Source organism: Mycolicibacterium tusciae, from assembly GCF_002086795.1.
Lineage (GTDB): Bacteria > Actinomycetota > Actinomycetes > Mycobacteriales > Mycobacteriaceae > Mycobacterium > Mycobacterium tusciae.
In genome coordinates this window covers 260,593-284,759 of sequence record NZ_MVIM01000006.1, presented here as the reverse complement: position 1 = coordinate 284,759, position 24,167 = coordinate 260,593, and the positions used below count along the sequence as shown (strand labels likewise).

Genomic DNA, 24,167 nt, shown 5'->3' with positions numbered 1-24,167 from the left:
CGCCCTCCCCGAAGGTGATTGGTGGGTGGTGCGGTTGGACGCCGAACCGGACGCTGCACCAGGTGCCGAACACTTCGACGTCCTGACGCGGCATCGCCGCGATCGCGCGGTGATGGCAGTGGTCTTTCTGTTGCTGTTCGGCTTTTCCTACAGCGAGGACTACGTCTTCGCCGTTCTGGAGGCGGCCGGCCGCGACGACGTCGTGTCTTGGCTAGTGGGGTTGGTCGGATTCGATGTGGCGGTGCTGAGCCTCGTGGGTCTGTTGAAGGGTGCCATCGGGCGTGCGGAAGGCGACTCGCCGCGTTTGTGGCGGTGGTGGTGGACGGCGTTTTCCGCCGTCGTGTGTATCGACGTCTTGTTGGTTCTGCTGCCCGACGAACACCCGCTGTGGATCGACCTGGCGTCTTCGGTGGGATTGGCGATCCTCATGGGGCTGCTCATGATGGTGGCGCTCAACGGAGATCCGCTCACATTGTTAAGCGCGGGCAGACGTGCCGCGGCGCCGACGGATTGGGCGCGCGTACGCGCCGTGGTTCCGCTCGTGCTCGGGACCATCGCCGGCTATGTCGCAGCCACGGCGTTCGACGACTTCTTCGACCTGGACACGGTGCGTGTCCTGGACGCGGAGATGGAGGCCGAAGTCGCCGCCATGCCATTGGCCGAGCAGCTTGGAGCGTTCGCGACGCTGTGTGAGGGCGCCGTCAGTCCCGCGTTCTTCCAGCAGGTCGTCGCCGTTATCCCCTTGCTAATGCTCACCATTGGCGTGGAGTTCAACTTCTTCCGGCGCGCTCTCGACGAGCCCGCCCAGCGCGCAGCCGCGGCGGCGACGGTCGCCGTGATGGCGATTGGGCTGCTGTTGGCAGTGTCGACGCTGCCGTGGGCGGGCAGTGGCTGTGGCGGCGTGCTCGGGTACTGGCACGAGTATCTGACGTTTGTCGTCGCGGTTCAGGGCATCGCTACGGGGTTGGCGACGCTGCTGTGGCTACTCGTGGTCAGCGCTCCCGATCAACGCATCCCGTCGGAGGCCAATCGTGTCTGAGCTCGCCACGCGCCAGCGGCGCGACCGCGCGGTGTTCGGGGTCGTCTTCCTCATGTTGTTCGCGTTCTCCTACAGCGAGCAGGTCGTGTCGGGGCTGTTTCCCGTCATCGGCGGCGGTGGGCAGACAGGATGGCGAGTCGCGGTGATCGCCGTCGATGCCGCGGTGTTGGGTTCGGTCGGACTGATGAAGCGCGTGATCGCCAGCGGCGACGGCGACGGGTCGCGGCTTTGGGGCTGGTGGTGGACCGGTGTCGTCGTGCTGCTGGGTGTCGACGTGTTTCGTCTATTCCCGCTGCATTCGATTCAGGTCGACGTGGTGACCGCGACCCTGTATGCGGTAGCGATGGGCTGGACGACGGCGGCCTCGCTGAACTCCGATCCGCTCACGCTGTTCAGCACGGCGCGCCGGGTGGCCCTGCCCACGGATTGGCAGCGGGTCCGCGCGATCGTCCCATTGGTGCTGGGTACCTACCTCTGCTACCTCGCCGCGAGCGCGTACGTCGACTACTTCAACGTCGCCACCGTGCGAACACTTGATGCCGCGACCGCAGAACTCGTCGCGGAAATGGACGTCTCGCAACAGATGGCGGTGCTGTCTCAGCTGTGCGAGGGCGCGATCAGTCCGGTGTTTTTCCAGCAGATCGTCGGCGTCCTGCCGGTGCTCCTCCTGACCCTCGGAATCGAGTTCAACTACTTCCGCCGGACGCTGACCGACGCCGGCCCGCGCGCGGCGACTGCGGCCACGGTGACGGTGTTGGCCGTCGGCCTCATCGGGGCGCTGTCGACGCTGCCCTGGGACGGCCAAGGTTGTGATGACGTGCTCTCCACCTGGCACGAGTACGTGGCCTTCCTGATCGCGGTGCAGGCCATCTTCACCGGATTGGCCACTCTCGTATGGTTACTCGTCTCCAGTACGCCCGACACCGCAGCCGAAACGACACCCGCGTCGCAGTGATCGAGACGGATGTTTGTCCGCCCCCGCGCCGGGTATTGCGTGTGACTGCACGGCCCGACACAGCGGGCGCAGTGCTGAGGAGGTGGACGTGGCGAGGCGGAACGACTACACAGGCGACCAATGCGACCGCGGGCACCCGACGTACTTTCGGGTGGTCACCGTCGGGTCCGGCGCGGAGTCACGTCGCGGACCGTCATGTTGGTTCGACGACTGCCCGGTTCATCGCGCGTGGCAAGAGGCCGCCGGACGGCGCAACGCCCGCGCGTGACCCTGACCTAACGACCTGCGTTACTGGCTAGCTCGATGACGTACGAGTTCACGAACGTGCCCGCAGGCGGATCGCCCTTGTCGCAGCTGCCGTCGGATTCCCCGGGACGCTTGATCCACAGGTAGGCGTCGGCGTGCGGACCGGCGGTCGCGGTGGTGGGCGGCACTCCGAGTGCGCGGCCGCTGGGGTTGCACCAGTGCAGCGGCGAGTCCGGCGCGGCTCCGTTGCCGTTGCGCGACGTGTCGATGACGTAATTCTTGCCTCCGGTGAGGCCTGAAATGGCTTCGCCGTAACCGATTTCCTCCTCGGTGGTGAAGAAGTTCGCGACGTTCAGGCTGAAGCCCCGGGCCCGTTCGACACCGGCCTGGCCGAGCCGCGACGCCATCTCTTCCGGACTGTGCCAACGTAAGTGGCCCGCATCGACGTACACGGCTGCGGCCGGATTGCGTGTCAGTGAGTCGACCGCATACCGAATCAAGTCGTAGCGTTCCTGGCGCTGATCGTCCGACAGGCAGTCGGCCATCGCGAGCGCATCGGGTTCGAGGACGATCGCCGCCCGCGCCCCGCCGATCTGGGCTGCGATCCCGTCGATCCACCCACGGTAGGCATCGCCCGACCCCATGCCGCCGGCAGCGAAGCTGCCGCAGTCGCGGTGGGGGATTCCGTAAATCGCGAACACCGGGATGGCGCCGGCAGCCGCCGCGTCACCGGTGTACTTGGCGACCGTCGATGCCGACGAGCCCGGGACGAGCCAGTACGCCTGTGGCGTGTCGGCGACGGCTCTCAGCTGCGGGTCCGGGGGTTCGGCCGCGTTCGCCGCGCGCATCGCCGCCGAATTCGGGTTCACGTAGAACGGCGCCCCGACCAATGGGTTCGCGTCACTGGTCAGCCGCACCGACGGGGTCTGACTGACCGGATCAGCGAGAAGACCGATGCCGGCAACGGCGGCAACCGCCAGCAAGAACAACCGTGCGACTGCGTGCGCAGCTGAGGACATCACGCGAGGAAATTAGCAGACCACGCTCCGGGTCATCGCCTCGTGCATCCCCCGAGCGGCCAGCTGGTCGGCCAGTTCGTTGTCGGCGACACCGGCATGCCCCTTCACCCAGAACCACTCGACGCGGTGCCGCGCGCACGCTGTCTGCAGCCGTTGCCAGAGATCGACGTTCTTCACCGGCTGCTTCGCCGCGGTCATCCAGCCGTTCCGTTCCCAGCCGAGGACCCATTTGGTGATGCCGTTCCGGACGTAGGTGCTGTCGGTGTAGAGGTGCACGATCACGGGTCGGGTGAGTGCCTCCAGCGCCATGATCGGCGCGGTCAGTTCCATTCGGTTGTTACTCGTGACGTTGGGCTCACCGCCACACATCTCCCGGACGTGCTGACGGTGGCGCAGCACCGCCCCCCAGCCGCCGGGGCCCGGATTGGGCCGGCACCCACCATCGGTGTGGATGACCACCGGGTCGTTGATGGAGTCGGTCGAGTCGTACATGTCAGCGCGCCCGTGCCTGGCGGAGCAGACGCACAGCTTTCGGTCCGACGCCATGGAGGGCCAGCAGGTCGTCGAGATCGGCAGGCAGATCCGCCACCGTGCGGTAACCGGCGTCGATCAGGGCGCCGGTCGCAGGCCGGCCGAGGTTCAGACCGTCGAACACCGGTCCGCGATCCGATGCGTCGACCATGCGCCGAGGATATGCACTCCGTGAGGCGATTTCACTGCGCGACGCGCGGCGTCAGCCTGCCTGGGGAACGACGTAGGTCGGCTGGTACGGGTTGAGCCCCTGCTTGATGGCCTCGGCCCGCAGGTAGTCATCGACCGACGGGTAGCCCTTGACCTCGGCGGCGCGCTTCAGCGCCTCCTGTTCGGCCACTTTGGTCTCTGCCACGGCGGCGGCCAGATCCGCTTCCGCCTTGGCCTTTTTCGCGTTGGCTTCGGCGACACCCTGCGCCTGAGTGGCCTGCGCGTTCTGAATCGCGGCTTGCTCGCGTTCGATCGCCGCCTTCAGCTCCGGGTTGACCGGCGTCGGCTTGAGCACAGTCACCTGGAAGTTGGTGAAGAAGTCGACGCCGTTGGTGCGGGCTTTACTGGCGTTCGGCAGCGATTTGAGGAGTGCATTGCGAAATTCGGTTCGCGCTTGCTCGTCGTTCCATATCTGCTGCCATGTGTACTTCTGCGCCACCCCATTGAGCGTGTCCTGCAACGGTTGTCCAATCACGTAGTTCAGCAGTTCGACCCAGCCGTCGCTGACCGTGCCGTCGTCGTTGAGCCAGCCGTTGTATTTGGTGCCGAAGTCGCGGTGGAACTGCTTGAGTTTTTCGCAGTCCGAGGTCAGATCGAACGTCACCACCACCGGGACGTTCATGTCCGCCGGCGCTTTGGCGTTGGACACCACGACATAAGGTCCCCGCTCGGAGCCGGGATCGCCCGTCGCGTCCCAGGAGATCTGGCGTGCCGGGTAGCGGTAGACGTGGTTGGTGATCTCGTTCTGCGAGTTTTCTGGTTCGATGCATCCCTTCACCACCGGGTCGGTAGGGATCATCCAGTAGCCATCGACGACGACGGCCTGCTCGCCGGCTCCTACGCTGGCGTACGAGCAGCCGGACAGCAGAGCCATGGAAATCCCAAGGGCCACAGCAGATTTCTTCACGGTGTTCACCTTTCGTTCATGGCTGTAGGTGCGGCGCCGGTACGCGCGCTGGCACTGCTGCCTGACAAGACTCGTCAGAACTGTACTGGCGCGATCAAGCTGTCTCAGCGTGATCTTCGATATCGTGGCGACATGAGTAGCCAGCGGGTGCCCGGCGGGGTGGTGCACAAGCTGCCCTCCGATCTGCGCCAGGCGCTGATCACCAACGACACGGCGCTGGCGGCGTGGAAGGACATCACGCCGTTGGCGCGCAATGAGTTCATCTGCTGGGTCGAGGACGCCAAGCAGGAGAAGACCCGGGACCGCCGCATTCGTCGCACCCAGGAGGAACTCGAAGAGGGGCAGCGCAGACCGTGCTGCTGGCCGGGGTGCAAGCATCGCGAGCGCAACGGCAAGTAGCGGACGTCAATCGCCGTAGGCTGGGGCCCCCTGCAACGCCGGCGCGGCCGCGGCGAGGAGTGCGGCGCGGTCGCCGGTAAGCGGGGGGTAGATGCGTTCACCGTTGATCACCTGCTTGGTCGCCTTGGCTTCCGCGCCGGTGCTGACGACTTTGCGATCCCAGCCCTCGGTGTATACCGCGCCGGCCGGACCGAGGTCGAGAACGGTTACGTACCAAGGGATTCGCAGCGACAGCATCGGCGCACCGAGCAGATTGCCGATCACGTTGTAACCTGCGTATCGTCCCATCGGTCGCCCGTGCTGACACGACATCACCGACATGTGTTCGTCGTCCATGCGCGCCGCGGCCACATCGCCTGCCGCGAACACCCCGTCGACACCCTTGACCCTCAGGTAGTCGTCGACCGGAAGTCGCCCCAGCCGGTCGCATTCCACCCCGAATTGCGCCGTCAACGGATTGGCCCGCATGCCCGCGCACCACACGACCGTCGCCGCGGGGAGCACCTCCCCGGACGACAAGGTGACACTCCGCTCGTCGACGGCGGTGACGCCGACCCGCGTCAATGTGTCGACATGGTTGGCGGCCAACGCGTCCTCGATCACCGGGCGAGCCGACTCACCCATGTCCGATCCGACATGAGGGTTGCGATCGATGAGGATCACCCGGGGTGTGGCCTCGGGGCCGAGCGCGTGCGAGAGCATCCGGGGCAGTTCACACGCGGTCTCGATACCTGTGAGTCCGGCGCCGACGACAACCGCGGTGGCGCTCGCGGGGTCCGCTGCGCGGTCGGTGAGACCACGGATGTGAGCCTGCAGCCTCATCGCACCGTCATAGGTGTCGACGTCGTAGCCGAATTCGTCCAGGCCGGGCAAGCCGGGCTTGGCTACTCTGCTGCCAAGCGCGAACACCAGACGGTCGTAGCTCAACGTCGTGCCATCTGCGGTACTCACGGTGGCCCGGGCCGGGTCGATTCCGGTCACCTCGGCGGTGAGGTAGCCGATGCCGACCGGATCAAGCAAGTCCTGCAACGGGATTCGGCATGCGCTGAGATCGGCCTCGTAGTTGCGGACCCGGATGTCGTGGAACGGTTGCGAACTGACGACCGTGACTTCGGCCGCTTCCCGCGAAGCGCCGAGCTCGTCGAGTCGTCGAGCCGCTCCGAGCGCGGCCCACAGCCCGGCGAACCCGGACCCGAGAACGAGAACGCGTGAAGTTCGCGGCACCGCACAATCGTCTAGGCCCAGCGACGGCCTGACAAGTGCGGGAGTTTGCTCGCCGGGCGCAATTCTTGAGCGGGGAATGGCGCCGACGCCTGCCCAATCATTATCGATCTTGAATTGCGGGCCGCACCTCTGGGTATGTACGGCTGCCTGCCGAAACCGCAGGTGGCCGATTTGCGAAATATTCGACGGAAGCGGCGCTGCCATTCGAGCGTTCGCGTGCGTCGTCTGGCGAAGATCCGACGGGTGATCTTGACGGCTGCCGATTGCCTGGTCAAACGGAAAAACCGCTGGTTGTGGGGTCGGGCAGTACGGGCCGACTTTTCGGATTGCACGGCGACGCCCGACGACCGCGACGCTGGGCGCTGATACAGCGCCCATACGCAGGCGCGATGCGCCGAGACGGGGCCACTTTCCCGGCGCCAGATTTCTAGTTCACATAGGCATCTATGTGCGACAATGTCCTGCGGAATCAGCATGCGGTTTTGCTGAACGGAGGTCATCATCGTCACCACTCATCTGCGCAATGCAGCGGGTGCCTGCGCGCTTTCGATCGGCCTCCTCGTCTGCAGCAGTGGCGGGGCAATCGCCTTCGCCGATCAGACTGACACGGGTGGTGCTGCCGCCGGCAACCCCGGTACCACCACAGGTGACGCCACGACCACAGCCACCTCCACAGGTCCAACCAGCACCGTCGGCAGTCAGCCCACCGAGACCGACGCGGTCGAGAACAAGGTCACCACCGTCGGCACGGGAACGACGACCACGAGCGTGACCAACGGAAACGGACCCACCTCGACGGTCCAAGCACAGACGAACACATCCACCAAGACCGAAGAAGATCCGGACCCCGTCACCATCGCTGTGTTGGATCTCGACGAGGTCGGCATCACCCCGGGCGCAATCGTGCAAGGGCTGACGCAAGTGCTGACACCGTCCGGTGTTGAGCACAGCCCATCGTCGGGATCGAACTCCGCCGCCGAGTCGGCGAAAATGACCGAAAACGATGAGTACGCGCCCGCAACCTCTGGCGCGGAGAAGGAGAAGACCTTCGCTGTCGGGCTGACGGACCGCGAGCTGGATCCGATCTCGAATGCCGTCGCTGTGCCCTTTACGAACGCGGCGGTCACCCTTGCGCGGGGACTTGGGCAGGGCATTTTCACGCTCGCACAAGTGCCGACGTCCGAGACACCGCTCCTCGACGTCATCGAGGGGCTTTCACTGATGGCCGGCGGCGTGGTCGGAGCCATCGTCGAGGTCGCCAAGGTGCCCGGAAACCTGGTCACGTTGCTCGGGGTTGATCCTGGCGATGTCCAGCCGCCGATGATCGGTGCGAGCGGCACTGTCGTGACGACCGTGCGCACACCTGTTGACGTCCCGCTCCTCGGGCCTGTGTCGCAGGCCCAACTCCCGGTCGCAACCGTCGGCGCACCGCTCTTCGGCCCCGCGATTCGTGCGGCCAACCTCGGAAGCGCTCCCGCGGCCGGCCTGAAGAACGATCTGACGCTGTCCGGCCTGGCCCCGGCCCCGTCGGGCGTCACCCCCGCGACCACATCGTTCCTCGATCACGTGGTCAGCTCGGTTCTGGTGCCTGCGTCGTTGACGGCGCTCGCCGCCATCGCCGTACCGGGTCTCGGTGGTCTGCTGATCGTGTGCGCCGCGGGTATCCGCGTCGGCTATCGGCAGGCGAAGGCCGGTCTGGCGTTGCGGACATCGGGGATCGCACGGTTTGCAGGCCCGGGTCCGATGGGAATCGTCCGGTCGGGTTCGCTGATCGCGCTTCACACTCGGACGACGCGGGGCGACGCGGCGCGCACGACACCGGCTGTCCGCGCGACGGCGGCAACCGGACCGCGCCTCCTCGAGAGCGTCGCCTAGCCGACGCGGGATCGCGCCGCGTCAAACACCTTTTCGATCTCGACCCACGTCTGGCGGACGATGTCGGCCACCGGAAGAAGATCGGCGATGCGCGAAGACACCTGACCGGTGTTCGCGACGCTGGCTTCCATATCGCCGCCGAAGTAGAGTTCGGTCACCTTGCCGAGCAGCTTGGCGTTCGGATCATGCTCGGCCACACGTGCGGCCAGGCCCGTGCGGAGGACACGCATCGTCGGGTTGCCCGGAATGTCGAGCAATACTGTGCCCGCGTCATTGGCGGCCACGATCGCATCCTTGAAGTTCATGTGCACCAACGATTCCCGGCTCGCCAGCATCCGCGTGCCCATCTGAACGCCTTCCGCGCCCAGGACCAACGACGCCGCGGCGGACTGCGAGTCGCACATCCCGCCCGCGGCGATGATCGGCAAATCGACATGGGCCGCGACCAGGGGGAGCAGCACCATCGTCGAGGCTCCCAGCGCGGATTTGAAGCCGCCGCCCTCGACACCCTCGACGACCAAGGCGTCGACTCCGGCGTCGACCGCCTTGCGAGCCGCGCGCAGCGATCCGACGACGTGCACCACCGTCATGCCGGCGTCGTGCAGTCTCGCCGTGAACAACGCGGGATCACCCGCGGAGGTGAACACGTGCCGCACACCCGCCGCGGTGAGCGTTTCGACGATCGAGGGGTCACCCTTCCAGCCCTGGATCATCAGGTTGGCCGCGACGGGCCGGTCCGTCAGCGTGCGCACCCTCATGAGGTCCGCACGGCCCTCTGGAGTCAAGGTCTCGATCATCCCCAACCCGCCGGCCTCTGAGACCGCTGCGGCCAATTCCGCGCGCGCGATGTAAGTCATGGGGGCCTGAACGACGGGATAGTCAACGCCGAGAAGGGTCTGCACTCGATTGGGCACGGACCATTTAACCGCGCTGAGCGGGCAGGCAGCCGCTGTCGCCTTTTTACATTGAGTGCTTTATGATTTTTCGCATGGCCAAGCCACCCCTGTCGATGAAACCGACCGGCTGGTTCCAAGTTGCGTGGTCTGACGAGATCAAGATCGGCGACGTGCACCGGATGACGTACTTCGGCACCGAGATGGTCGCGTGGCGAGCCGAGTCCGGCCAGCTCACCGTGATGGACGCATACTGCGAGCACCTCGGCGCGCACCTCGGTCACGGTGGTCACGTCGAGGGCGAGGTCATCCAATGCCCGTTCCACGGCTGGCAGTGGAACCACGAGGGCCGCAACGTGTGCATCCCCTACGAGGACCGGCCCAACCGGGGGCGCCGCATCCGCACCTATCCGTCCGTGGAGCGTAACGAGGCCGTCTACATCTGGCACGACGTCGAACGCCGCGACCCGTTCTTCGAGGCTCCCGACGTTTTCGAGAGTTTCAACGACGGCAGCAGTGCTGACGGCTACTACCCGCAGCAGCGGTTGTACCGCGAAGCCCTGGAGATGCATCCGCAGTACGTGCTGGAGAACGGTGTCGACTTCGCGCATTTCAAGTTCGTGCACGAGACTCCGATCGTGCCGATCTTCACCCGGCATGATTTCGACGACGCGGTGTCCTACGTCGATTTCACGATCACCTTTGAAGGCGACGAGCAGCAGCGCATCGAAGACATCGAAAGCAGGGTCGAGGCGATCAACGGTGGTCTTGGCATCGCGGTGACGAAAAGCTTTGGGATGATCGACAATAGGACCATCTCAGCCGTTACACCTGTCGACGACCGGACATCCGACGTCCGGTTCATGGTGTACATCGGTCGGCAACCGACACGAAATCCGGAACGCGCCGAGATGAAGGCTCGCGAATTCGGACAGGAAGTGATCCGGCAGTTCGCCCAGGACATCGATATCTGGAAGCACCAACGCTATTCGGACCCGCCGGCGCTGGCCGGGTCGGAGCAGCAGGGCTTCACGGCCATTCGCAATTGGGCCAAACAGTTCTATCCCGACGGTATAGGTGGCAGCGCCGCCGAAGTTTACGCAGCGAAGAGAGGGCATGAGAATTGAGCGCAAATCGCAAGCCGATCCGCGTGTTTCAGGTCGCGACGGGCAACGTCGGCAGCGAGATGATCAAGCGGATCGCCGACCGGCCCGACCTCGAACTGATCGGTGTGCACTGCTACTCACCGGAAAAGGTCGGGAAGGACGCCGGCGAGCTCGCCGGGCTGGCGCCCAACGGGGTGACGGCGACGGGGTCGATCGAGGAGATCGTCGCCGCCAAGCCCGATGTCCTGACCTTCCACGGCGTCTTCCCCGACGAGGATCTCTACGTCAAGATCCTCGAGGCCGGCATCAACATCGTCACCACCGCGGACTGGATCACCGGCTGGCACCGCGACACCAACCATCCGCATCCGTCGGGTAAGCCTGTCTCGCAACTGCTTCGGGAGGCATGCGAGAAGGGCGGTTCTACCTTCTACGGCACCGGGATGAATCCGGGCCTGAACCAGATCCTGGGAGTCGTGTGCTCGGCCGACGTCGCCGAGATCGAGAACGTCACGACGATCGAGTCGGTCGACGTGTCGTGTCACCACTCGAAGGACACCTGGATCGAGGTCGGCTACGGCCTGCCCGTGGACGATCCGAGCATTCCGGGCAAGTTGGAGAGGTACACCCGCGTATTCGCGGACAGTGTCCTGATGATGGCCGACTGCTTCGGTCTGACACTTGACGGGGTCGAGTTCAGCTTCGAGCTCGGGGCGTGCACCAAGGATGTCGATCTGGGCTGGTACGTGCTGCCGAAGGGTTCGCTCGGCGGCAACTACATCAAGTATCAGGGCATGGTCGACGGCGTGCCCAGAGTCGAGACGCATCTGGAGTGGCAGATGACTCCGCACACGGACCCGAGCTGGGATATCAAGGGCTGCTACATCACACAGATCAAGGGCGATCCGTGTGTGTACAACAAGCACATGATCTTCCCGAAGCCCGGAGTGGACCTGTCCGATCCGGCGAACTTCGCGTCGATCGGTATGACGGTGACCGGAATGCCCGCCTTGAGTGCGATCACGTCCGTGGTCGATGCGCCGCCTGGGCTGGTGACGAGCGCCGATCTCCCGTTGCGCGGGTTCGCGGGCCGCTTCAAGTTGTAACCGTCTCAAGCCACGCTGAGTTTCAGCCTGTCCAGACGACGCACCAGAAGGCTCGGTAACCACCGGCCCGTATCGGCGGCCACGATGTGCGAGGTGCGTTCGAGAAGCTGACCGATGACGATTCTGGCTTCGAGTCGGGCGAGCGCGGCCCCGACGCAGAAGTGGGCGCCCTTCCCGAACGCGATGTGGCCCTTGCCCCCCGGGCGGTCGAGCCGAAAGGTGTTGGGATCGTCGAAATGTGCCGGGTCCCTGTTGGCTGCGCCCCATAACAACACGAGGCGTGACCCCGCGGCCAGGTCGACGCCGGCCAGCGTCGTGTCGTTGACCACGTGGCGGTAGTGACCCCTGAATGGGGGCTCGTAGCGCAGCACTTCCTCGAGGAATGCGGCCATCAGGTCGGGATTGTCGCGCACCTGCTCCTGGATGTCGGGCCGGGTGGCGAGCACGTAGGCAGCAGAGCCGATCAACGACGCGGTTGATTCGCCGCCGGCGCTGAAGAGGGTGGCCATGATGTTCAGCGCTGTGAGGTCGCTCAATTCGCCTGTCGCGCGAGCGGTTGCGAGATCACCGAGCAGGTTGTCCCGTGGGTCGTTCGCCGCCCGCTGAAAGTGTTCGTTGATATAGCCGGCGAGTTCCATCACGGCGACACCCGCCGCGGCGAGCTCCTCCTGGTCGACAAGCCCCTCAACCACTTTCGTGCTCGCGTACCCTAACCGCATCAGCTGTTCGGTGTCGAGATCCGGCACGCCGATGAGGCGCGTCACGATCATCATCGGCAGCCTGTTCGCCATCGCAGACATCCATTCGATGCCGCCGCTCTGCACGCCCTCGTGCCACAGGTGATCTTCGGTTTCGGCGACGAATGCTTCCAGTGCCCTGATTCGCCTCCCCGCCAACTGCGGCAACAACAGCTTCCGGTGCGCGGCATGAGAGGGGTCGTCCGCCGTGGCCAACGCTTGGATGTCGCCCCCGAGTTCGCCCATGGGGAACATGCCGACCTCGCCGTTCTGGTACGTCATGGTTGCGGTGAGGTTCGACGAGAAGTCCTCGGGTCGGCCGATGGCTTCGCTGACCGCATCCCAGGTGCACACCGCGTGAAACCCGGATGCGCCGATCTGATGCACCGGGCCGTCGGCATGCATACGGGCGTACAGCGGATAGGGATCCTGGATGAACTCGTCATCGAACAACGCGAGCCCCAGGTCTTGCACCGTCATTCCTCAAGGCTGTACGGGGACGTGGTCAGCGTCAACGGGCCCAAGCGAAGTCGAAACGTGCAGTTCGGACCGTATTGCGGAGGCTGTCTCACATCTAGGCGCCGACCAGTGCAAATCGTGAGAAATATTCTCCTCTTCGTCTCAGGGTGAGATCATCGGGCTTATGACTCGCAGCGACTGGCTGGTCGGCGGTGATCGCGGAACCTTGGCTGCCGAGCGCATCTACGACGCCGCCACCGAGTTGATCGCGCATCACGGCATGGAGGCGCTCGACATCGACGCTTTGGCCGCGCGGGTTCACTGCTCCCGCGCGACGATCTATCGCCACGCGGGCGGCAAGGCCGAGATTCGTGAGGCCGTACTCATCCGCGTCGCACACCGGATCATCACCACGGTCCGCGAGTCCGTCGACCACCTCACCGGCTCCGACCGAATCGTCACGGCGATCTCGGTGGCCCTGAAAGAGATTCGGTCGGATCCACTCGGACGCCTGATGATGTCCTCGGTGAAGGCTCAGGAGATCAGGTTGTTCACTGACTCTCCCGTGGTCGCGCGGTTCGCCCGTGACATCAACGGCCTGACCGAGGACGATCCGCAAGCCGCGCAGTGGATCGTCCGCATCGTGCTGGCGCTGATGTACTGGCCCGTGGACGACGCCGTGGTCGAACGCCAGATGGTGCAGCGCTTTGTCTCGCCGGCCTTCGATTCGGCCGCCGTAACATCTGGACAACCATGACCTCCAACGTCACGCCGCGTCGTCCCGCCAACGGCAAGCAGGTTCGCGCGGACCGCACGCGGGCGATGGTCATCGACGAGACCGTGCACTGCGTCCTCGAGGAGGGATTCGGCGCTGCGAGTGCCAAACACATCACCGAGCGCGCCGGTGTCACGTGGGGAGTGATTCAGTACCACTTCGGTGACCGCGACGGTCTGCTGATGGCCGTCGTCGACAGTGGCTTCAGCGAGTTGCTGGCGAAATTGCGAGAGGTCGAGCCGAAACTGGGCTCACACATCGGACGCGCGAGGACCGAACTTCTGGTCAACACCGTCGCGGACGCATTCTTGAGTCCGACATCGATTGCGGCACTGGAGATTCTGATCGCGACGAGGGCCAGCCGGGCGGATGTCGATCAACGTCATCTGCTGGATCTGTTCGCGACGCTCACCGGCCTCGGTCGTTATGTCGCCGAGGGACTCGAGCCCGAGCGCGCAGATGCGGTCGGCAATCTCGTGTGGACCACGTTGATGGGCACCATGGTGGCCACCATGGCGGTGCCGGACCCTGTCGACGTCAGCCGTGAACTACGTGCGTTGACCGATGCGATCACGGCGTACGTCGACGAGGCACGCAGAGGTTAGCGCGGTGCGGCCTGTGTCGGCTCGGTCGCGGCACCGGCCGGCGCTGCCGCGCGGCGGTGGGTGGCGAGCACGCAACCGACGAGGATGAGCACCAGGGCAGCGACGTTCCACGGCGTGAGCGGTTCGTTCAGCACGATCACCCCGGCCGCCAAGGCCACTGCCGGATTGATGTAGGTGAATACCAGCGCCCGAGCCGCCCCAACCTCGCGGATCAGGGCGAAGAACACCATGAACGCCAACGCCGTGCAGATCACGGCGAGCCCGGCGAGTGCCAAAAGCACTTGAGTGGACGGCATTTCAGATGGCCAGGTGACTGCGGCCGGCACCGCATACACCAGTGCCGCGAAGCCGAGACACACTGCAGTCATCGGCAGTGCCGGCACGTCGGCCAGGTGGCGCGCGGCGATCAGCGGTGCGATCGCGTAACACGTCGCCACCAATAGCACCTCGATGATCGGCCACGTGCTCCCGCCGATGTGCGGCCCCGCGAGAACCGCGACACCGACAATGCCGACGGCGAGGCCGAGGATGCGTTTGGCGCCGAGTCGCTCGCCGCCGGTGAGACGGTCCAGCACCGCGGCGATGATCGGAGCCGCGGCGATGAGAAGACCGGTCATCGAACTGGTGAGGTGACGTTCGGCGTCCGACAGCAGCCACCACGCGGCGATGATTTCAAAGAAAGCGAATCCCAGCAGCGCCTTCCAATGGTCGCGCACGATGGTCACCGTCCGTCGCGACATGGCCAGCGGAAGCAGGACCGCGGCGCCGACGGCGACGCGGGTGAACACCAGTACCGGTACCGACACGCCATCGACCGCGATCTTGATCAGCAGGTAGGGGATACCCCAGATGATGCTCATCGCGAGGAACAGGATCCATCCGCGCGAGCTCACGCAGCCACCCTACGTTGCGGATTCGGCGCGCATACCGACCGTGAGGGTTGATGCGCGCGCCGAATTCGCAGGGTCAGGCCCGCGTCAGCTCCGCATACCGGCCGACGTGATAGTCCGTCGAACCGAACTCGAACTGGACCGCGGTCAACCGCTTGAAGTAGTGGCCGATCGCCAGTTCCTCCGTCATACCCATACCGCCGTGGAGCTGCACCGCCTGTTGACCGATGAAGCGAGCGGCGCGCCCGATTGTGGCCTTGGCCGCCGATACCGCTCGGGCACGGACGTCGGGTTCGGAATCGAGCTTGAGGACCGCGAGGTAGACGGCAGCGACGGCCTGCTCGAGTTCCATGTACATGTCGACCATCCGATGCTGCAGCGCCTGAAAGCTGCCGATCGGCTGTCCGAACTGATGGCGCTGCTTGGCGTATTCGACGGTATCGGCCAACACCTTTCGCATGCAGCCGACCGCTTCTGAGCAGACCGCCACGGCGCCTTCGTCACGCGATGTGGCGATCGACGGCCAGGCCTGACCTTCCTCGCCGAGCAACGCGTCGCCGGGCAGCGCCAGCCCGTCGAAGACGATGTCGGCGGCGCGGCGATCGTCTACGGTGCGATACGGGTGCGTCTCGATACCGGTGGTCGCCCCGTCCAGATCGACGACGAACAACGACAAGCCGTCATCGGTACGGGCGGTCACGAGCAGGTGGGTCGCCAACGGCGCGCTCATCGCGACGATCTTCGACCCTCGAAGAACCCACCCGTCGCCGTCGCGCTCTGCGATCGTGGACACGTCCTGCCAGTTCTCGCCCGACGATGCTTCGGCCGCTGCCAGCGCGACGACCGCATTGCCTTCCACGATCTTCTCGAGCAGCGACGTCGCGACGGGACCGCCCGCGCGCTGCAGCAATCCGCCCGCGACCACTACGGTGTCCACATAGGGCTCCACCACCAGCGCGTGCCCGAGCGCCTCAGCGATCACCATGATCTCGACCGGGCCGCCGCCGATGCCGCCGACATCCTCGGGCAGTGCGGCGCCTAGGATGCCGAGTTCATTGGCGAAGCCACTCCAGATGTCGGGCTGCCAGCCGGGGCCCGTCTTCGCCGCGGCGCGGCTCTTCTCGAGGTCGTATCGCGTCGCCAGGAACTTGCCGAGACCGTCGCGCAGCAGTTCCTGTTCCTTGCTCAGGTTGAAGTCCATGTGATGCCGCCTATCAAAGTCCGAGAGCCGCTTTGGCCAGGATGTTGCGCTGAATCTCGTTGCTGCCCGCGTAGATCGAGCCGGCGCGATCGTTGAGATAGCGCAGCGGCGCGACCGCCTGCCACTCGTCGCCGCTGATGTAATCGTCGGCGGGGGCCTCGTATTCGGTCACCGGGCCGCCGGGACAGGTCGCGTGTGGTTGGTACACCCGTCCGCGTGGGCCGGCCGCTTCCATCGCGAGCTCGGTCAGCGCCTGACTCAACTCGGTGGCGATCACCTTGAGCATCGACGACGCCACGCCCGGATTCCTGCCCTCGGCGACCGCGGCGAGCACCCGGTACTCGAGAATCTCCAGAACTTCGGTACGGATTCGGGCGTCGGCGAGCTTCCGCGCGAAGGCGGGGTCGTCCAACAGGTGCCCGCCGGCGGGACCGGGCTGATCGGCGGCGACGGAGGCGATCTCGTCGGCCATCACCTGCAGCGCCGGCGATGACGCTCCGCCACCGCGCTCGAACTCCAGCAGGTACTTCGCGACGGTCCAGCCGTCGTCGATCTTGCCGAGCACATTGGCCTTGGGCACCCGAACCTCGTCGAAGAAGACCTGGTTCTGCACCTCCTCGCCGGAGGTCATGACGAGAGGGCGGATCTGGATGCCCGGCGTCGTCATGTCGATGAGGACGAACGTGATGCCCTGCTGTTTCTTCTGGGCCTTCGAGGTCCGCACCAACGCGAACATCCAGTTCGCCTCGCGGGCGTGGGTCGTCCAGATCTTGCTTCCCGTGCATATGAGGTCGCCGGCCGATTCATCCATGACGGCGGCCATCGACAGCGCCGCCAGATCGGAGCCGGCTTCGGGTTCGGAATAGCCCTGGCAGAAGAACACCTCGCCGGTCAGGATGCGGGGCAAAAAGAAGTCCTTCTGCTTCTCCGTGCCGAACTTGACCAGCGCGTGCGCGACCATGCGGATGCCCATCGGAGACAGCGACGGCGCTCCGGCCAGCTGGGATTCTCTGCTGAAGATGTAGTGCTGGGTCAGGGTCCAGTCGCACCCGCCATGCTCGACGGGCCACGCGGGTGCCGCCCAACCACGTTCGTGGAGAATGCTCTGCCACTCCATGCTCGCTTCGTGATCGGCGTAGACGCTCGTCATCAGGCGACCGGCGCGGCGCAGTTCCGGTGTCAGCTTGTCGTCGAGAAATTCGCGTACTTCGTCGCGAAAAGCCACATCGGCCGACGACCACGTGAGGTCCATGGTTGATCCCCTGTCTGCAGATCGTTGCGCGAACGTGGGTTACCCGCACGCCTATCACCTCGGGGCGTGCGGGTAACCCACGTTCGCCCGTGAGACAGAGTAAACCTAGTTAGTTAAGTGGGATGCAAGTGGTGGTGCGCTTCAGGGCGACATGAAGTGCGTGGTGGCGCGGTAGACCTTGGCCTTGTACATCGCGGCGTCGGCGTCGCGCAGAATCTCTGCCGCGTCACGCGAATCCTCAGGAGCCACCTGGGTCACGCCGATACTCGCGGTGAGGCTGCACGCGATGCCGGCGACATCCAACGGTGCGGCAAGGGCGGCATGCAGTCGCTCGGCAAGGCGTTCCAGCGCTGAGTAGTCGGGGTTGCCGAAAAGCAGTGCGACGAACTCGTCTCCACCGTGGCGGGCGATCAAGTCCTCGGAGCGCAGGGTGGCTCGCAACCGCTGCGCCGCAGTCTTGATCACGGCGTCGCCCGCGTAATGGCCGAACGCATCGTTGACGGTTTTGATGTTGTCGAGATCGATGAACATCACCGCCGCCAGCGTGGGTGGGTCGGCCTGCAGCGCCTGGGTCGCCTGCGCCTCGGCATATGCGCGGTTCGGGAGCCCGGTGAGGGAGTCGTGATGAGCTTGGTGTTTGAGCTGAAGTTGCGCATCGCGCTGGTCGGTGACATCTGTGAACGACGCGAGCAGCGCCTGCTGGCCGGTCTCGGCCGGGTCGAGCAGGCGGGAGCTGACGGAAAGCCAGCGACGCGCGCCGTCCGGCCGGTCGAAGCCGACGACTACGTGCCGAGGCACGACACCGGTGGTCAGTGACCTCACGAAGAACGGATGCCAATCCTCGAGCTCGTGGCCTTCGGCGTCATACAGCGGGAATGCCTCCGAGAGGTCTGCGTAGTGGGGCAACTTGCCGCTGAACGGCAAGCCGAGGATGCGGCGCGCGGCGGGGTTGATCCACTCCGGCTGGCCGTCCGCGTCGAGCACCACCACGCCTTCGACGAGTGAGTCCACGACGGTCTGAAATCTGCGCTCGGCTCGTCGCAGGGCCGTCTGGTCAGAGCAGACGAGGACGTAACCGTCGTCCATCGCCGCGGCTGCGACCCGAACGATGAGCGCCGTGCCGTCCGCAGAGTAGTGAATCGAGTGCTGGACGCCGCCGTCGGCGACGATTGCGGCCGGATCGACGGCGGCGCCGACCGCCTCGTTGATCGGGAGGTCCAGGGCGTCCGCCGCTGACCTGCCGTAAATGGCTTCGGCCGCCGGATTCCAGGTGGTGATCGCCCCAGCTAACGTCGTCGCGATGATTGCGTCCGTGGCGTGAGTTACGAGTGCGGCCTGATATCGCAGGGTGGCCTCGGCGGCCTTCTCGATCGTCAGGTCGCGGAAGATCACTTGGTAGGCAGGTTTGCCGTCCCAGCTCGTCAGCACCGACACCACCTCGGCGTCCACCGGGCTGCCGTCCAGGCGCAGCATCACCGCTTCCGCGGCGGGCGTGCTGTCACCCTCCCGGTGCAGTGAGGCAATGCGGCCGAGCATCGGTGCGATGGAGTCGGGATGGACGAAATCCGTGATCATGCGCCCCACGAGGTCATCAGCGCTCTTGGCGGCGATCCCCCTGAGGCCGGCGGGATTCACGTAGACCACACGCCCTTCGGCGTGGACGCACATGGGGTCGGGGCTGTGTTCCAACAGCCGTCGGAAGCGCTCTTCGACCGGATCGAGCGGTAGAGACGACGCGTCGGTTGTGCCCGCGTCGTCGTCACCGGCCGTCATCGACGGCTCCTCGATCCGAAGTTAGCTGGTGGTTCGCGCAGCTCAACCGTGTGCGTCGTCACTGCTCCCACTGTCCCATGCGTGACATTTTGCCTGGTCAACTCCGGCGGAATAGGCGTTAATTGTAAGGGGAACTTTCTCAGCAATGGCCAAACAGAAGGGCGATAAATCATGGTAGGACCGATGAACATCACCGGGATCGGTGCAGTAACGGGCTATGGCTGGGGCGCGGAGCCGCTGTGGACCGGCCTGCTCAGCGGCAAGCCTGCCGCGAAATTGGTCGGTGGGTTCGGCTCGAGTGGCGATGAGGACGCCTGGGTGGCGCAGATCGCCGACGAGGGTGATCCGCTCGACGGGCTCAGCAGGTTTTCCCGGGCCATGCGAGGGGCCGCTCGCGAAGCCGTGACCGACGCATTCGAGCGGGGCTGGGTGCCCGGGCGCAGGGTTGGGCTGCTGCACGCCGTCGTGATCTCCGAGGTCGAGGGGTGGCGCGATTTCTACCTCAAGGACGCGGCCCATCGCAGAATTCGCGACTACCTCACCCTGATGCCGTCCACGCCGGTGTCGATGTTGATGCAGGAATACGACTTCCACGGGCCCGCGATGAACGTCTCGGCGATGTGCTCGTCGGGCAACGCCGGGTTGATCACCGCGAAGATGTGGCTGGACAGCGGCTTCGTCGACGATGTGGTGTTCGTATCCACGGACCTGTCGCTGACGCCGGAGAACGTGGAACATTTCGTACGCCTCGGCGTCGGCGTCGTTGACGTCGAACCGCTCGAAGCGTGCCGCCCGTTCCAGGAGGGCAGCCGAGGTTTTCCGGCGGGCGAAGCCGCGATTTCGTTCGTCCTGTCCAGAGGCGCCGACCGACCCTATGCACAAATGCTCGGTGGCGACATGTCCCACGACGCTCACCACCTGACGTCGGTCGACCCTGCTCGGACGTACATCGACCAGTGTGTCCGCAACGCGTTGAGTGCGGCGAACACGTCGACCGACGAGATCTCCTATCTGAACGCTCACGGACCCGGCACCCAGCAATGCGACACCGCAGAGGCCGGAATCGTCGATGAGGTGCTGCACGGCACGCCGGGCATCTACTCGATCAAGCAGATGGTCGGGCACTGCCAGGGCGCTGCGGCGGCCGTCGAGCTCGCCGCGGCCGCACTCGGCTATGAGCACGGAACCGTTCCTGCGCCGCCGACCGTGGCTCCCGGTCACCCGCGACTGCTGGATGGGCCCACCCCTCTGAAACCCGGTGCGCTGACACTGAAAACGTCGCTGGGCATGGGCGGACACAACTCGGCGGTGGTACTCGCACCGGCCGCCTGATTAGTTTCCGAATCAACATTGTGGACCCCCTGATTGCCCGTAGGCTGCGGCCTGCCCGGCTTCGGTGTACGGGCGATCCGGGGCAGGCGAGTTCAGTCGCCCGATGGGTGTTGATGTCTGGGTACCTGCGCCGCCGGCCGACAGGGAGAACATGAGTCATCGAGTTTCCGGCCGTCGCGATGAGTGGCGCCCGCCTCGGGGCGCGGCTGATCAGGCGGCCGCGTCGGCTCCGACTCGGCGGTGGTCGGTGTTGGGCGTCATCGGGGTGGCGCAGCTGATGGTCGTCCTCGACATCACCATCGTGAACATCGCTCTGCCGTCGGCTCAAGACGAACTCGGATTCGACGTCGCGAGCCGGCAGTGGGTGATCACGGCTTACTCGCTGGCCTTCGGCAGTCTGCTGTTGCTCGGGGGCCGGTTGTCCGACCGGGTGGGCGTTCGCCGCACGCTGATCATCGGACTGCTCGGATTCGCGGCGGCGTCTGCTGTCGGCGGCGCCGCCGGCGGGTTCGCGATGCTGATTGCAGCGCGCGCGGGCCAGGGAGTCTTCGCTGCCATCCTTGCCCCGGCGGCACTGTCCACCCTCAACATCACGTTCACCGAACCCGAAGACCGCGCAAGGGCGTTCGCCGTCTTCTCCGCGATCGCGGCCAGCGGCGCTGTCGTCGGACTGCTTCTCGGCGGCGCCGTGACGGAGTGGCTGTCCTGGCGGTGGTGCCTGTACATCAATCTGGCGTTGGCGTTGCCTGCCGCGGTCGGCGCGTTCTTCATCGTGCGAGCCGCCCCGCGGTCGCGCCGGGCCGGGCTCGACTGGCCGGGCGCGGTGTCCGCGAGCGGCGGGCTCTTCTGTCTGGTGTACGGGTTGTCGACGGCTGAGTCGGACGGCTGGACCGCACCGCTCACCGTCGTCCTGCTCACCTCGTCGGCGGTGCTGATCGTGGCCTTCGTCGTCATCGAAACGCGGGTGCAAGCGCCGCTGCTACCTCTTCAGATCGTCGCGGATCGCAACCGGGGTGGGGCCTACCTGACGATTGCGCTCACGTTTTGCGCGATGTTCGCGGCGTTCCTGTTCCTCACCTATTTCATGCAGCGCGACTTGATGTACAGCCCACTCGCCACCGGTGTCGCCTTCCTGCCGATGGCCGCCGGCATCGGGCTCGCCGCCGCATTGGCGAATACGGTGTTGATGCGCCGCGTCGGGCCGCGTCCGATCATCCCGACGGGCATGGTCGTGGCAGCGGCAGGCATGGCCTGGCTCGGCCGGCTCGCGGTCGATGCGACGTACACCCGCGACATCCTCGGCCCGATCATCCTGCTCGGTCTCGGCATGGGGATGGCGTTCTCACCGGCGGTGGCTACCGCGACGAGCGGTGTCGCCGCCGAGGACGCCGGCGTCGCCTCGGCGATGGTCAACACCAGTCAGCAAATCGGCGGAACGGTCGGTACCGCCGCCCTGTCGACGATCTTCACCACGGTGCTGGATCGCTACATCCACCACCACCAACCGCCCACCCCCGCTGTCGCGACAACCGGCGCCATCCACGGGTACACCGTGGCCTTTCACATAGCGAGCGTGCTGTTCCTCGTCGGCGCGATTCTGACGGGGATCATCTTGCGGAGCGGACGATTGATCAACAAATGACCCAATGCATATCTGAGCGCCCTTCTGGCAAGCGGCTGATCGTGCCACCTCTCGGTCGGTGGACTGGCACTTTCACGGTGCTCGAACAATCAAGCAACGAGATGACTTTGTGCCAAGTCAGGATGAAGGTGACATGCCCGTTAACTTCGTCAGCTACTACTCCCGCGACCATTTGCCAGGCGTTAACATTGGTCAATGCCGAGGTCCGCGTGCCATCCATGAGGGGTGACCGGCGATGACCGCTGGCGGGCGCAAAGAACGCAGCCGCGATCATTACTATTGGCTGACAGCGTTTCTCGCGGCGCGCGGAGCGCAAACGACGACGTGTCGGGCAATCGCGGCGTTCATAGCTTTCTGCGGGGTCATTCCGTTGGCGTTGGCCTTTGGTTCTCCCGGCGCGCCCGGCACGTGGGACCGATGGGTGGCGGTGGTCGGCGGGGTGGCCGCTTTCGCTATGGCCGCATCCTGGCTGCGGAGTCGTTGGCCCGCTCGGATCACATCGGAAGTGTGTGTCGTCGTCGGATCCCTTTACACTGCGATCGCCACGCTGATTCAAGGCGATCCTGTTGTCGGACTTTTGGGATCGACAGCGTTCGCAATCGTGGGCGGATTCACCGCACTCTTCCATTCGATGCGGTTGCTGATGTTCCTGTGGTTGGTCGGCGGCGCGACAATCGTGATTCTGGCGGCGCGGATAGCCGAGACCTATCCTGCGTTGGCGGTCTGCGGCGCCCTTCTTGTCGCACTGGTGAATGCCTTCGTGGTGTTCGCGTGTCGGACGCTGCTGCGGTTTATCAACAGTGAGTCGATGTTCGACGACGTCGAACCACTGACCAGCCTGCTGACCCGGGATGCCTTCGCCGAGAAGGTCGCAACACTCATGAGTTCGCGAGCCCGCGGCGATGACCGGTACCTCGCGGTGGCCGTGGTGAATCTCGACAGCTTCTCGCTCCTACAGGACATGGCCGGCGTCGTGGCGGCCAACCGGGCGCGAGTGGCCATCGGCCAGCAGTTGCGCGAAACGGTCCGCCGCGTCGCCGTGCTCGCCCACGTAGCCGATGCGGAGTTCTTCATCGCCGACATCCTCACCAGCGATGATCCATCCCCCTTCGTGGAGCGGGTGCGGGCGACGATCGCAACGTCGCCCAGCCGACTGACCGCCAGCATCGGCGTGGTGAGCACTCCGCTGAGCCCGCTGGCGGGGCACCCTCCGTACGACGTCCTCGACGAACTCCTCGCTATCGCCACCACGGCGATGCGTCAAGCCCGTCGTGAAGGCGGAAATCGGGTAAAAGAGGTCCTTTCGCCCGCGCTGGCCGTCCTGGATCGCCCCTCCGGTGGCGCCTGGGAATCCGAAGAATCGGCCTGACAGCTCTTCCCGTCGCCCATGGCAATTTCTCGACGAGGTCGGATCGAATGTGGAACGCCTCGTCTTGTCGCCGCCGGTGTTGTGGCACTGTGAGGACCGGATCATCCGATACGGCAACCAGACAGTGGTTTTTCAAAAGGAGCGGCAGTGAAAACCTTCAGTGGGCTCGATGAGTTGATCGCGGCGCAAGGCAGCCAGCTCGGTCCGACGGAGTGGCTCGAGGTCACGCAGGACCGCGTCAACACATTCGCGGACGCCACCGATGATCATCAGTGGATCCATATCAACCCCGAACGCGCGGCCAACGGCCCGTTCGGCGGAACGATCGCTCATGGATTGCTGACGCTGTCACTGATTCCGCACTTTTCCCACCAGCTGTACACGGTCGAGAACATCACGATGGCAATCAACTACGGCTACAACAAGGTTCGCTTCATCACGCCGGTCAAGGTGGGCGCCAAGATCCGGGCGCGCGCAGAGCTCACGAAGGTCGATCAGCTCGACGGGGGTGCGCAGGCGACGATGACGACGACCGTGGAGATCGAGGGCTCGGACAAGCCTGCCGCTGTGGCGGAATCGATCGTCCGATTCCTGGCGTAGTCCCTGGGCTTCGCGTCGGCCC

24 protein-coding genes are annotated in these 24,167 nt (G+C 65.3%); 13 read left to right on the top strand and 11 right to left on the bottom strand.

Features of this window, described 5'->3' with window-relative positions:
- Positions 1–112 precede the first annotated feature (112 nt).
- From BST47_RS13995 to BST47_RS30490, 3 genes are all read left to right on the top strand, one after another.
- Positions 113–1,039: a hypothetical protein gene (locus BST47_RS13995; protein ID WP_083126187.1), complete on the top strand. Its 927-nt coding sequence runs from the start codon at positions 113–115 to the stop codon at positions 1,037–1,039.
- The gene (locus BST47_RS13990; protein ID WP_083126110.1) at positions 1,032–1,994 is read left to right on the top strand and encodes a hypothetical protein; all 963 of its coding nucleotides are present in this window, start codon (positions 1,032–1,034) and stop codon (positions 1,992–1,994) included. The genes BST47_RS13995 and BST47_RS13990 overlap by 8 nt, the downstream gene beginning before the upstream one ends.
- Positions 1,995–2,082: 88 nt before the next feature.
- Positions 2,083–2,262 (top strand): hypothetical protein, encoded by a 180-nt coding sequence (locus BST47_RS30490; protein WP_133056211.1) that lies wholly within the window; start codon positions 2,083–2,085, stop codon positions 2,260–2,262.
- A 7-nt stretch (positions 2,263–2,269) separates the two neighbouring features.
- Here BST47_RS30490 and BST47_RS13985 read toward each other — a convergent pair whose 3' ends face one another.
- From BST47_RS13985 to BST47_RS13970, 4 genes are read right to left on the bottom strand one after another with little or no spacing between them, the layout of a single operon-like run.
- The gene (locus BST47_RS13985; protein WP_083126109.1) at positions 2,270–3,259 is read right to left on the bottom strand and encodes a glycoside hydrolase family 6 protein; all 990 of its coding nucleotides are present in this window, start codon (positions 3,257–3,259) and stop codon (positions 2,270–2,272) included.
- A gap of 12 nt (positions 3,260–3,271) precedes the next feature.
- On the bottom strand, positions 3,272–3,751 hold the full coding sequence (rnhA, locus tag BST47_RS13980; RefSeq protein ID WP_083126108.1) for a ribonuclease HI: 480 nt from the start codon (positions 3,749–3,751) through the stop codon (positions 3,272–3,274).
- Position 3,752: 1 nt separating this feature from the next.
- On the bottom strand, positions 3,753–3,941 hold the full coding sequence (locus tag BST47_RS13975) for a hypothetical protein (protein ID WP_083126107.1): 189 nt from the start codon (positions 3,939–3,941) through the stop codon (positions 3,753–3,755).
- 51 nt (positions 3,942–3,992) lie between these two features.
- The gene (locus BST47_RS13970; RefSeq protein ID WP_234809696.1) at positions 3,993–4,916 is read right to left on the bottom strand and encodes an SPFH domain-containing protein; all 924 of its coding nucleotides are present in this window, start codon (positions 4,914–4,916) and stop codon (positions 3,993–3,995) included.
- Between the two features lie 123 nt (positions 4,917–5,039).
- On the opposite strand from BST47_RS13970, the gene BST47_RS13965 reads away from it, so the two are divergent.
- Positions 5,040–5,306 (top strand): YdeI/OmpD-associated family protein, encoded by a 267-nt coding sequence (locus BST47_RS13965; protein WP_083126186.1) that lies wholly within the window; start codon positions 5,040–5,042, stop codon positions 5,304–5,306.
- A gap of 6 nt (positions 5,307–5,312) precedes the next feature.
- Here BST47_RS13965 and BST47_RS13960 read toward each other — a convergent pair whose 3' ends face one another.
- Positions 5,313–6,530: an NAD(P)/FAD-dependent oxidoreductase gene (locus tag BST47_RS13960; protein WP_083126105.1), complete on the bottom strand. Its 1,218-nt coding sequence runs from the start codon at positions 6,528–6,530 to the stop codon at positions 5,313–5,315.
- Between the two features lie 768 nt (positions 6,531–7,298).
- On the opposite strand from BST47_RS13960, the gene BST47_RS13950 reads away from it, so the two are divergent.
- The gene (locus tag BST47_RS13950) at positions 7,299–8,405 is read left to right on the top strand and encodes a hypothetical protein (RefSeq protein ID WP_083126103.1); all 1,107 of its coding nucleotides are present in this window, start codon (positions 7,299–7,301) and stop codon (positions 8,403–8,405) included.
- Here BST47_RS13950 and BST47_RS13945 read toward each other — a convergent pair.
- Complete coding sequence (locus BST47_RS13945) at positions 8,402–9,319, bottom strand: NAD(P)H-dependent flavin oxidoreductase (RefSeq protein WP_083126102.1); 918 nt, start codon at positions 9,317–9,319, stop codon at positions 8,402–8,404. The two genes, BST47_RS13950 and BST47_RS13945, sit on opposite strands and share 4 nt — an antisense overlap.
- 74 nt (positions 9,320–9,393) lie before the next feature.
- Here BST47_RS13945 and BST47_RS13940 point away from each other — a divergent pair, with 74 nt between their 5' ends.
- On the top strand, positions 9,394–10,425 hold the full coding sequence (locus BST47_RS13940) for an aromatic ring-hydroxylating dioxygenase subunit alpha (RefSeq protein WP_083126185.1): 1,032 nt from the start codon (positions 9,394–9,396) through the stop codon (positions 10,423–10,425).
- Entirely contained in the window at positions 10,422–11,510 is a 1,089-nt protein-coding gene (locus BST47_RS13935; protein WP_107528956.1) for an NAD(P)H-dependent amine dehydrogenase family protein, read from the top strand. The genes BST47_RS13940 and BST47_RS13935 overlap by 4 nt, the downstream gene beginning before the upstream one ends.
- A gap of 5 nt (positions 11,511–11,515) precedes the next feature.
- Here the strand turns inward: BST47_RS13935 and BST47_RS13930 are convergent, their stop codons facing one another.
- Complete coding sequence (locus BST47_RS13930) at positions 11,516–12,727, bottom strand: cytochrome P450 (RefSeq protein WP_083126101.1); 1,212 nt, start codon at positions 12,725–12,727, stop codon at positions 11,516–11,518.
- A 163-nt stretch (positions 12,728–12,890) separates the two neighbouring features.
- On the opposite strand from BST47_RS13930, the gene BST47_RS13925 reads away from it, so the two are divergent.
- Together BST47_RS13925 and BST47_RS13920 are read left to right on the top strand one after the other, a co-directional pair.
- A complete protein-coding gene (locus BST47_RS13925; protein ID WP_083126100.1) occupies positions 12,891–13,463 on the top strand; it encodes a TetR/AcrR family transcriptional regulator in 573 nt (190 codons plus the stop codon).
- The gene (locus tag BST47_RS13920; RefSeq protein WP_083126099.1) at positions 13,460–14,086 is read left to right on the top strand and encodes a TetR/AcrR family transcriptional regulator; all 627 of its coding nucleotides are present in this window, start codon (positions 13,460–13,462) and stop codon (positions 14,084–14,086) included. Before BST47_RS13925 ends, BST47_RS13920 begins: the two co-directional genes overlap by 4 nt.
- On the opposite strand, the gene BST47_RS13915 is transcribed toward BST47_RS13920, so the two are convergent.
- The 4 genes from BST47_RS13915 to BST47_RS13900 form a co-directional block, all read right to left on the bottom strand.
- Positions 14,083–14,979, bottom strand: coding sequence for a DMT family transporter (locus BST47_RS13915; RefSeq protein WP_083126098.1), 897 nt, complete (start codon positions 14,977–14,979; stop codon positions 14,083–14,085). The two genes, BST47_RS13920 and BST47_RS13915, sit on opposite strands and share 4 nt — an antisense overlap.
- A gap of 73 nt (positions 14,980–15,052) precedes the next feature.
- Positions 15,053–16,177, bottom strand: a complete 1,125-nt coding sequence (locus BST47_RS13910; protein ID WP_083126097.1) for an acyl-CoA dehydrogenase family protein — start codon at positions 16,175–16,177, stop codon at positions 15,053–15,055.
- Positions 16,178–16,190: 13 nt separating this feature from the next.
- Positions 16,191–17,429, bottom strand: coding sequence for an acyl-CoA dehydrogenase family protein (locus BST47_RS13905; RefSeq protein WP_083126096.1), 1,239 nt, complete (start codon positions 17,427–17,429; stop codon positions 16,191–16,193).
- Positions 17,430–17,570: 141 nt separating this feature from the next.
- Complete coding sequence (locus tag BST47_RS13900) at positions 17,571–19,202, bottom strand: sensor domain-containing protein (protein ID WP_083126095.1); 1,632 nt, start codon at positions 19,200–19,202, stop codon at positions 17,571–17,573.
- A 171-nt stretch (positions 19,203–19,373) separates the two neighbouring features.
- Here BST47_RS13900 and BST47_RS13895 point away from each other — a divergent pair, with 171 nt between their 5' ends.
- From BST47_RS13895 to BST47_RS13875, 4 genes are all read left to right on the top strand, one after another.
- The gene (locus tag BST47_RS13895; RefSeq protein ID WP_083126094.1) at positions 19,374–20,534 is read left to right on the top strand and encodes a beta-ketoacyl synthase N-terminal-like domain-containing protein; all 1,161 of its coding nucleotides are present in this window, start codon (positions 19,374–19,376) and stop codon (positions 20,532–20,534) included.
- Positions 20,535–20,685: 151 nt separating this feature from the next.
- Positions 20,686–22,176, top strand: a complete 1,491-nt coding sequence (locus tag BST47_RS13890) for an MFS transporter (protein WP_083126183.1) — start codon at positions 20,686–20,688, stop codon at positions 22,174–22,176.
- Between the two features lie 235 nt (positions 22,177–22,411).
- Entirely contained in the window at positions 22,412–23,545 is a 1,134-nt protein-coding gene (locus tag BST47_RS13885) for a GGDEF domain-containing protein (RefSeq protein WP_083126093.1), read from the top strand.
- Positions 23,546–23,692: 147 nt separating this feature from the next.
- Complete coding sequence (locus BST47_RS13875) at positions 23,693–24,145, top strand: MaoC family dehydratase (RefSeq protein ID WP_083126091.1); 453 nt, start codon at positions 23,693–23,695, stop codon at positions 24,143–24,145.
- Positions 24,146–24,167: the final 22 nt, after the last annotated feature.

What these genes read in the sequence shown, in the direction of transcription:
- BST47_RS13995 (WP_083126187.1), top strand. Translation starts at nt 113, where the DNA reads ATGGCAGTGGTCTTTCTGTTGCTGTTCGGCTTTTCCTACAGCGAGGAC.
- BST47_RS13985 (WP_083126109.1), bottom strand. Translation starts at nt 3,259, where the DNA reads ATGTCCTCAGCTGCGCACGCAGTCGCACGGTTGTTCTTGCTGGCGGTT.
- rnhA (WP_083126108.1), bottom strand. Translation starts at nt 3,751, where the DNA reads ATGTACGACTCGACCGACTCCATCAACGACCCGGTGGTCATCCACACC.
- BST47_RS13975 (WP_083126107.1), bottom strand. Translation starts at nt 3,941, where the DNA reads ATGGTCGACGCATCGGATCGCGGACCGGTGTTCGACGGTCTGAACCTC.
- BST47_RS13965 (WP_083126186.1), top strand. Translation starts at nt 5,040, where the DNA reads ATGAGTAGCCAGCGGGTGCCCGGCGGGGTGGTGCACAAGCTGCCCTCC.
- BST47_RS13940 (WP_083126185.1), top strand. Translation starts at nt 9,394, where the DNA reads ATGGCCAAGCCACCCCTGTCGATGAAACCGACCGGCTGGTTCCAAGTT.
- BST47_RS13930 (WP_083126101.1), bottom strand. Translation starts at nt 12,727, where the DNA reads ATGACGGTGCAAGACCTGGGGCTCGCGTTGTTCGATGACGAGTTCATC.
- BST47_RS13925 (WP_083126100.1), top strand. Translation starts at nt 12,891, where the DNA reads ATGACTCGCAGCGACTGGCTGGTCGGCGGTGATCGCGGAACCTTGGCT.
- BST47_RS13920 (WP_083126099.1), top strand. Translation starts at nt 13,460, where the DNA reads ATGACCTCCAACGTCACGCCGCGTCGTCCCGCCAACGGCAAGCAGGTT.
- BST47_RS13910 (WP_083126097.1), bottom strand. Translation starts at nt 16,177, where the DNA reads ATGGACTTCAACCTGAGCAAGGAACAGGAACTGCTGCGCGACGGTCTC.
- BST47_RS13905 (WP_083126096.1), bottom strand. Translation starts at nt 17,429, where the DNA reads ATGGACCTCACGTGGTCGTCGGCCGATGTGGCTTTTCGCGACGAAGTA.
- BST47_RS13900 (WP_083126095.1), bottom strand. Translation starts at nt 19,202, where the DNA reads ATGACGGCCGGTGACGACGACGCGGGCACAACCGACGCGTCGTCTCTA.
- BST47_RS13895 (WP_083126094.1), top strand. Translation starts at nt 19,374, where the DNA reads ATGGTAGGACCGATGAACATCACCGGGATCGGTGCAGTAACGGGCTAT.
- BST47_RS13890 (WP_083126183.1), top strand. Translation starts at nt 20,686, where the DNA reads ATGAGTCATCGAGTTTCCGGCCGTCGCGATGAGTGGCGCCCGCCTCGG.
- BST47_RS13885 (WP_083126093.1), top strand. Translation starts at nt 22,412, where the DNA reads ATGACCGCTGGCGGGCGCAAAGAACGCAGCCGCGATCATTACTATTGG.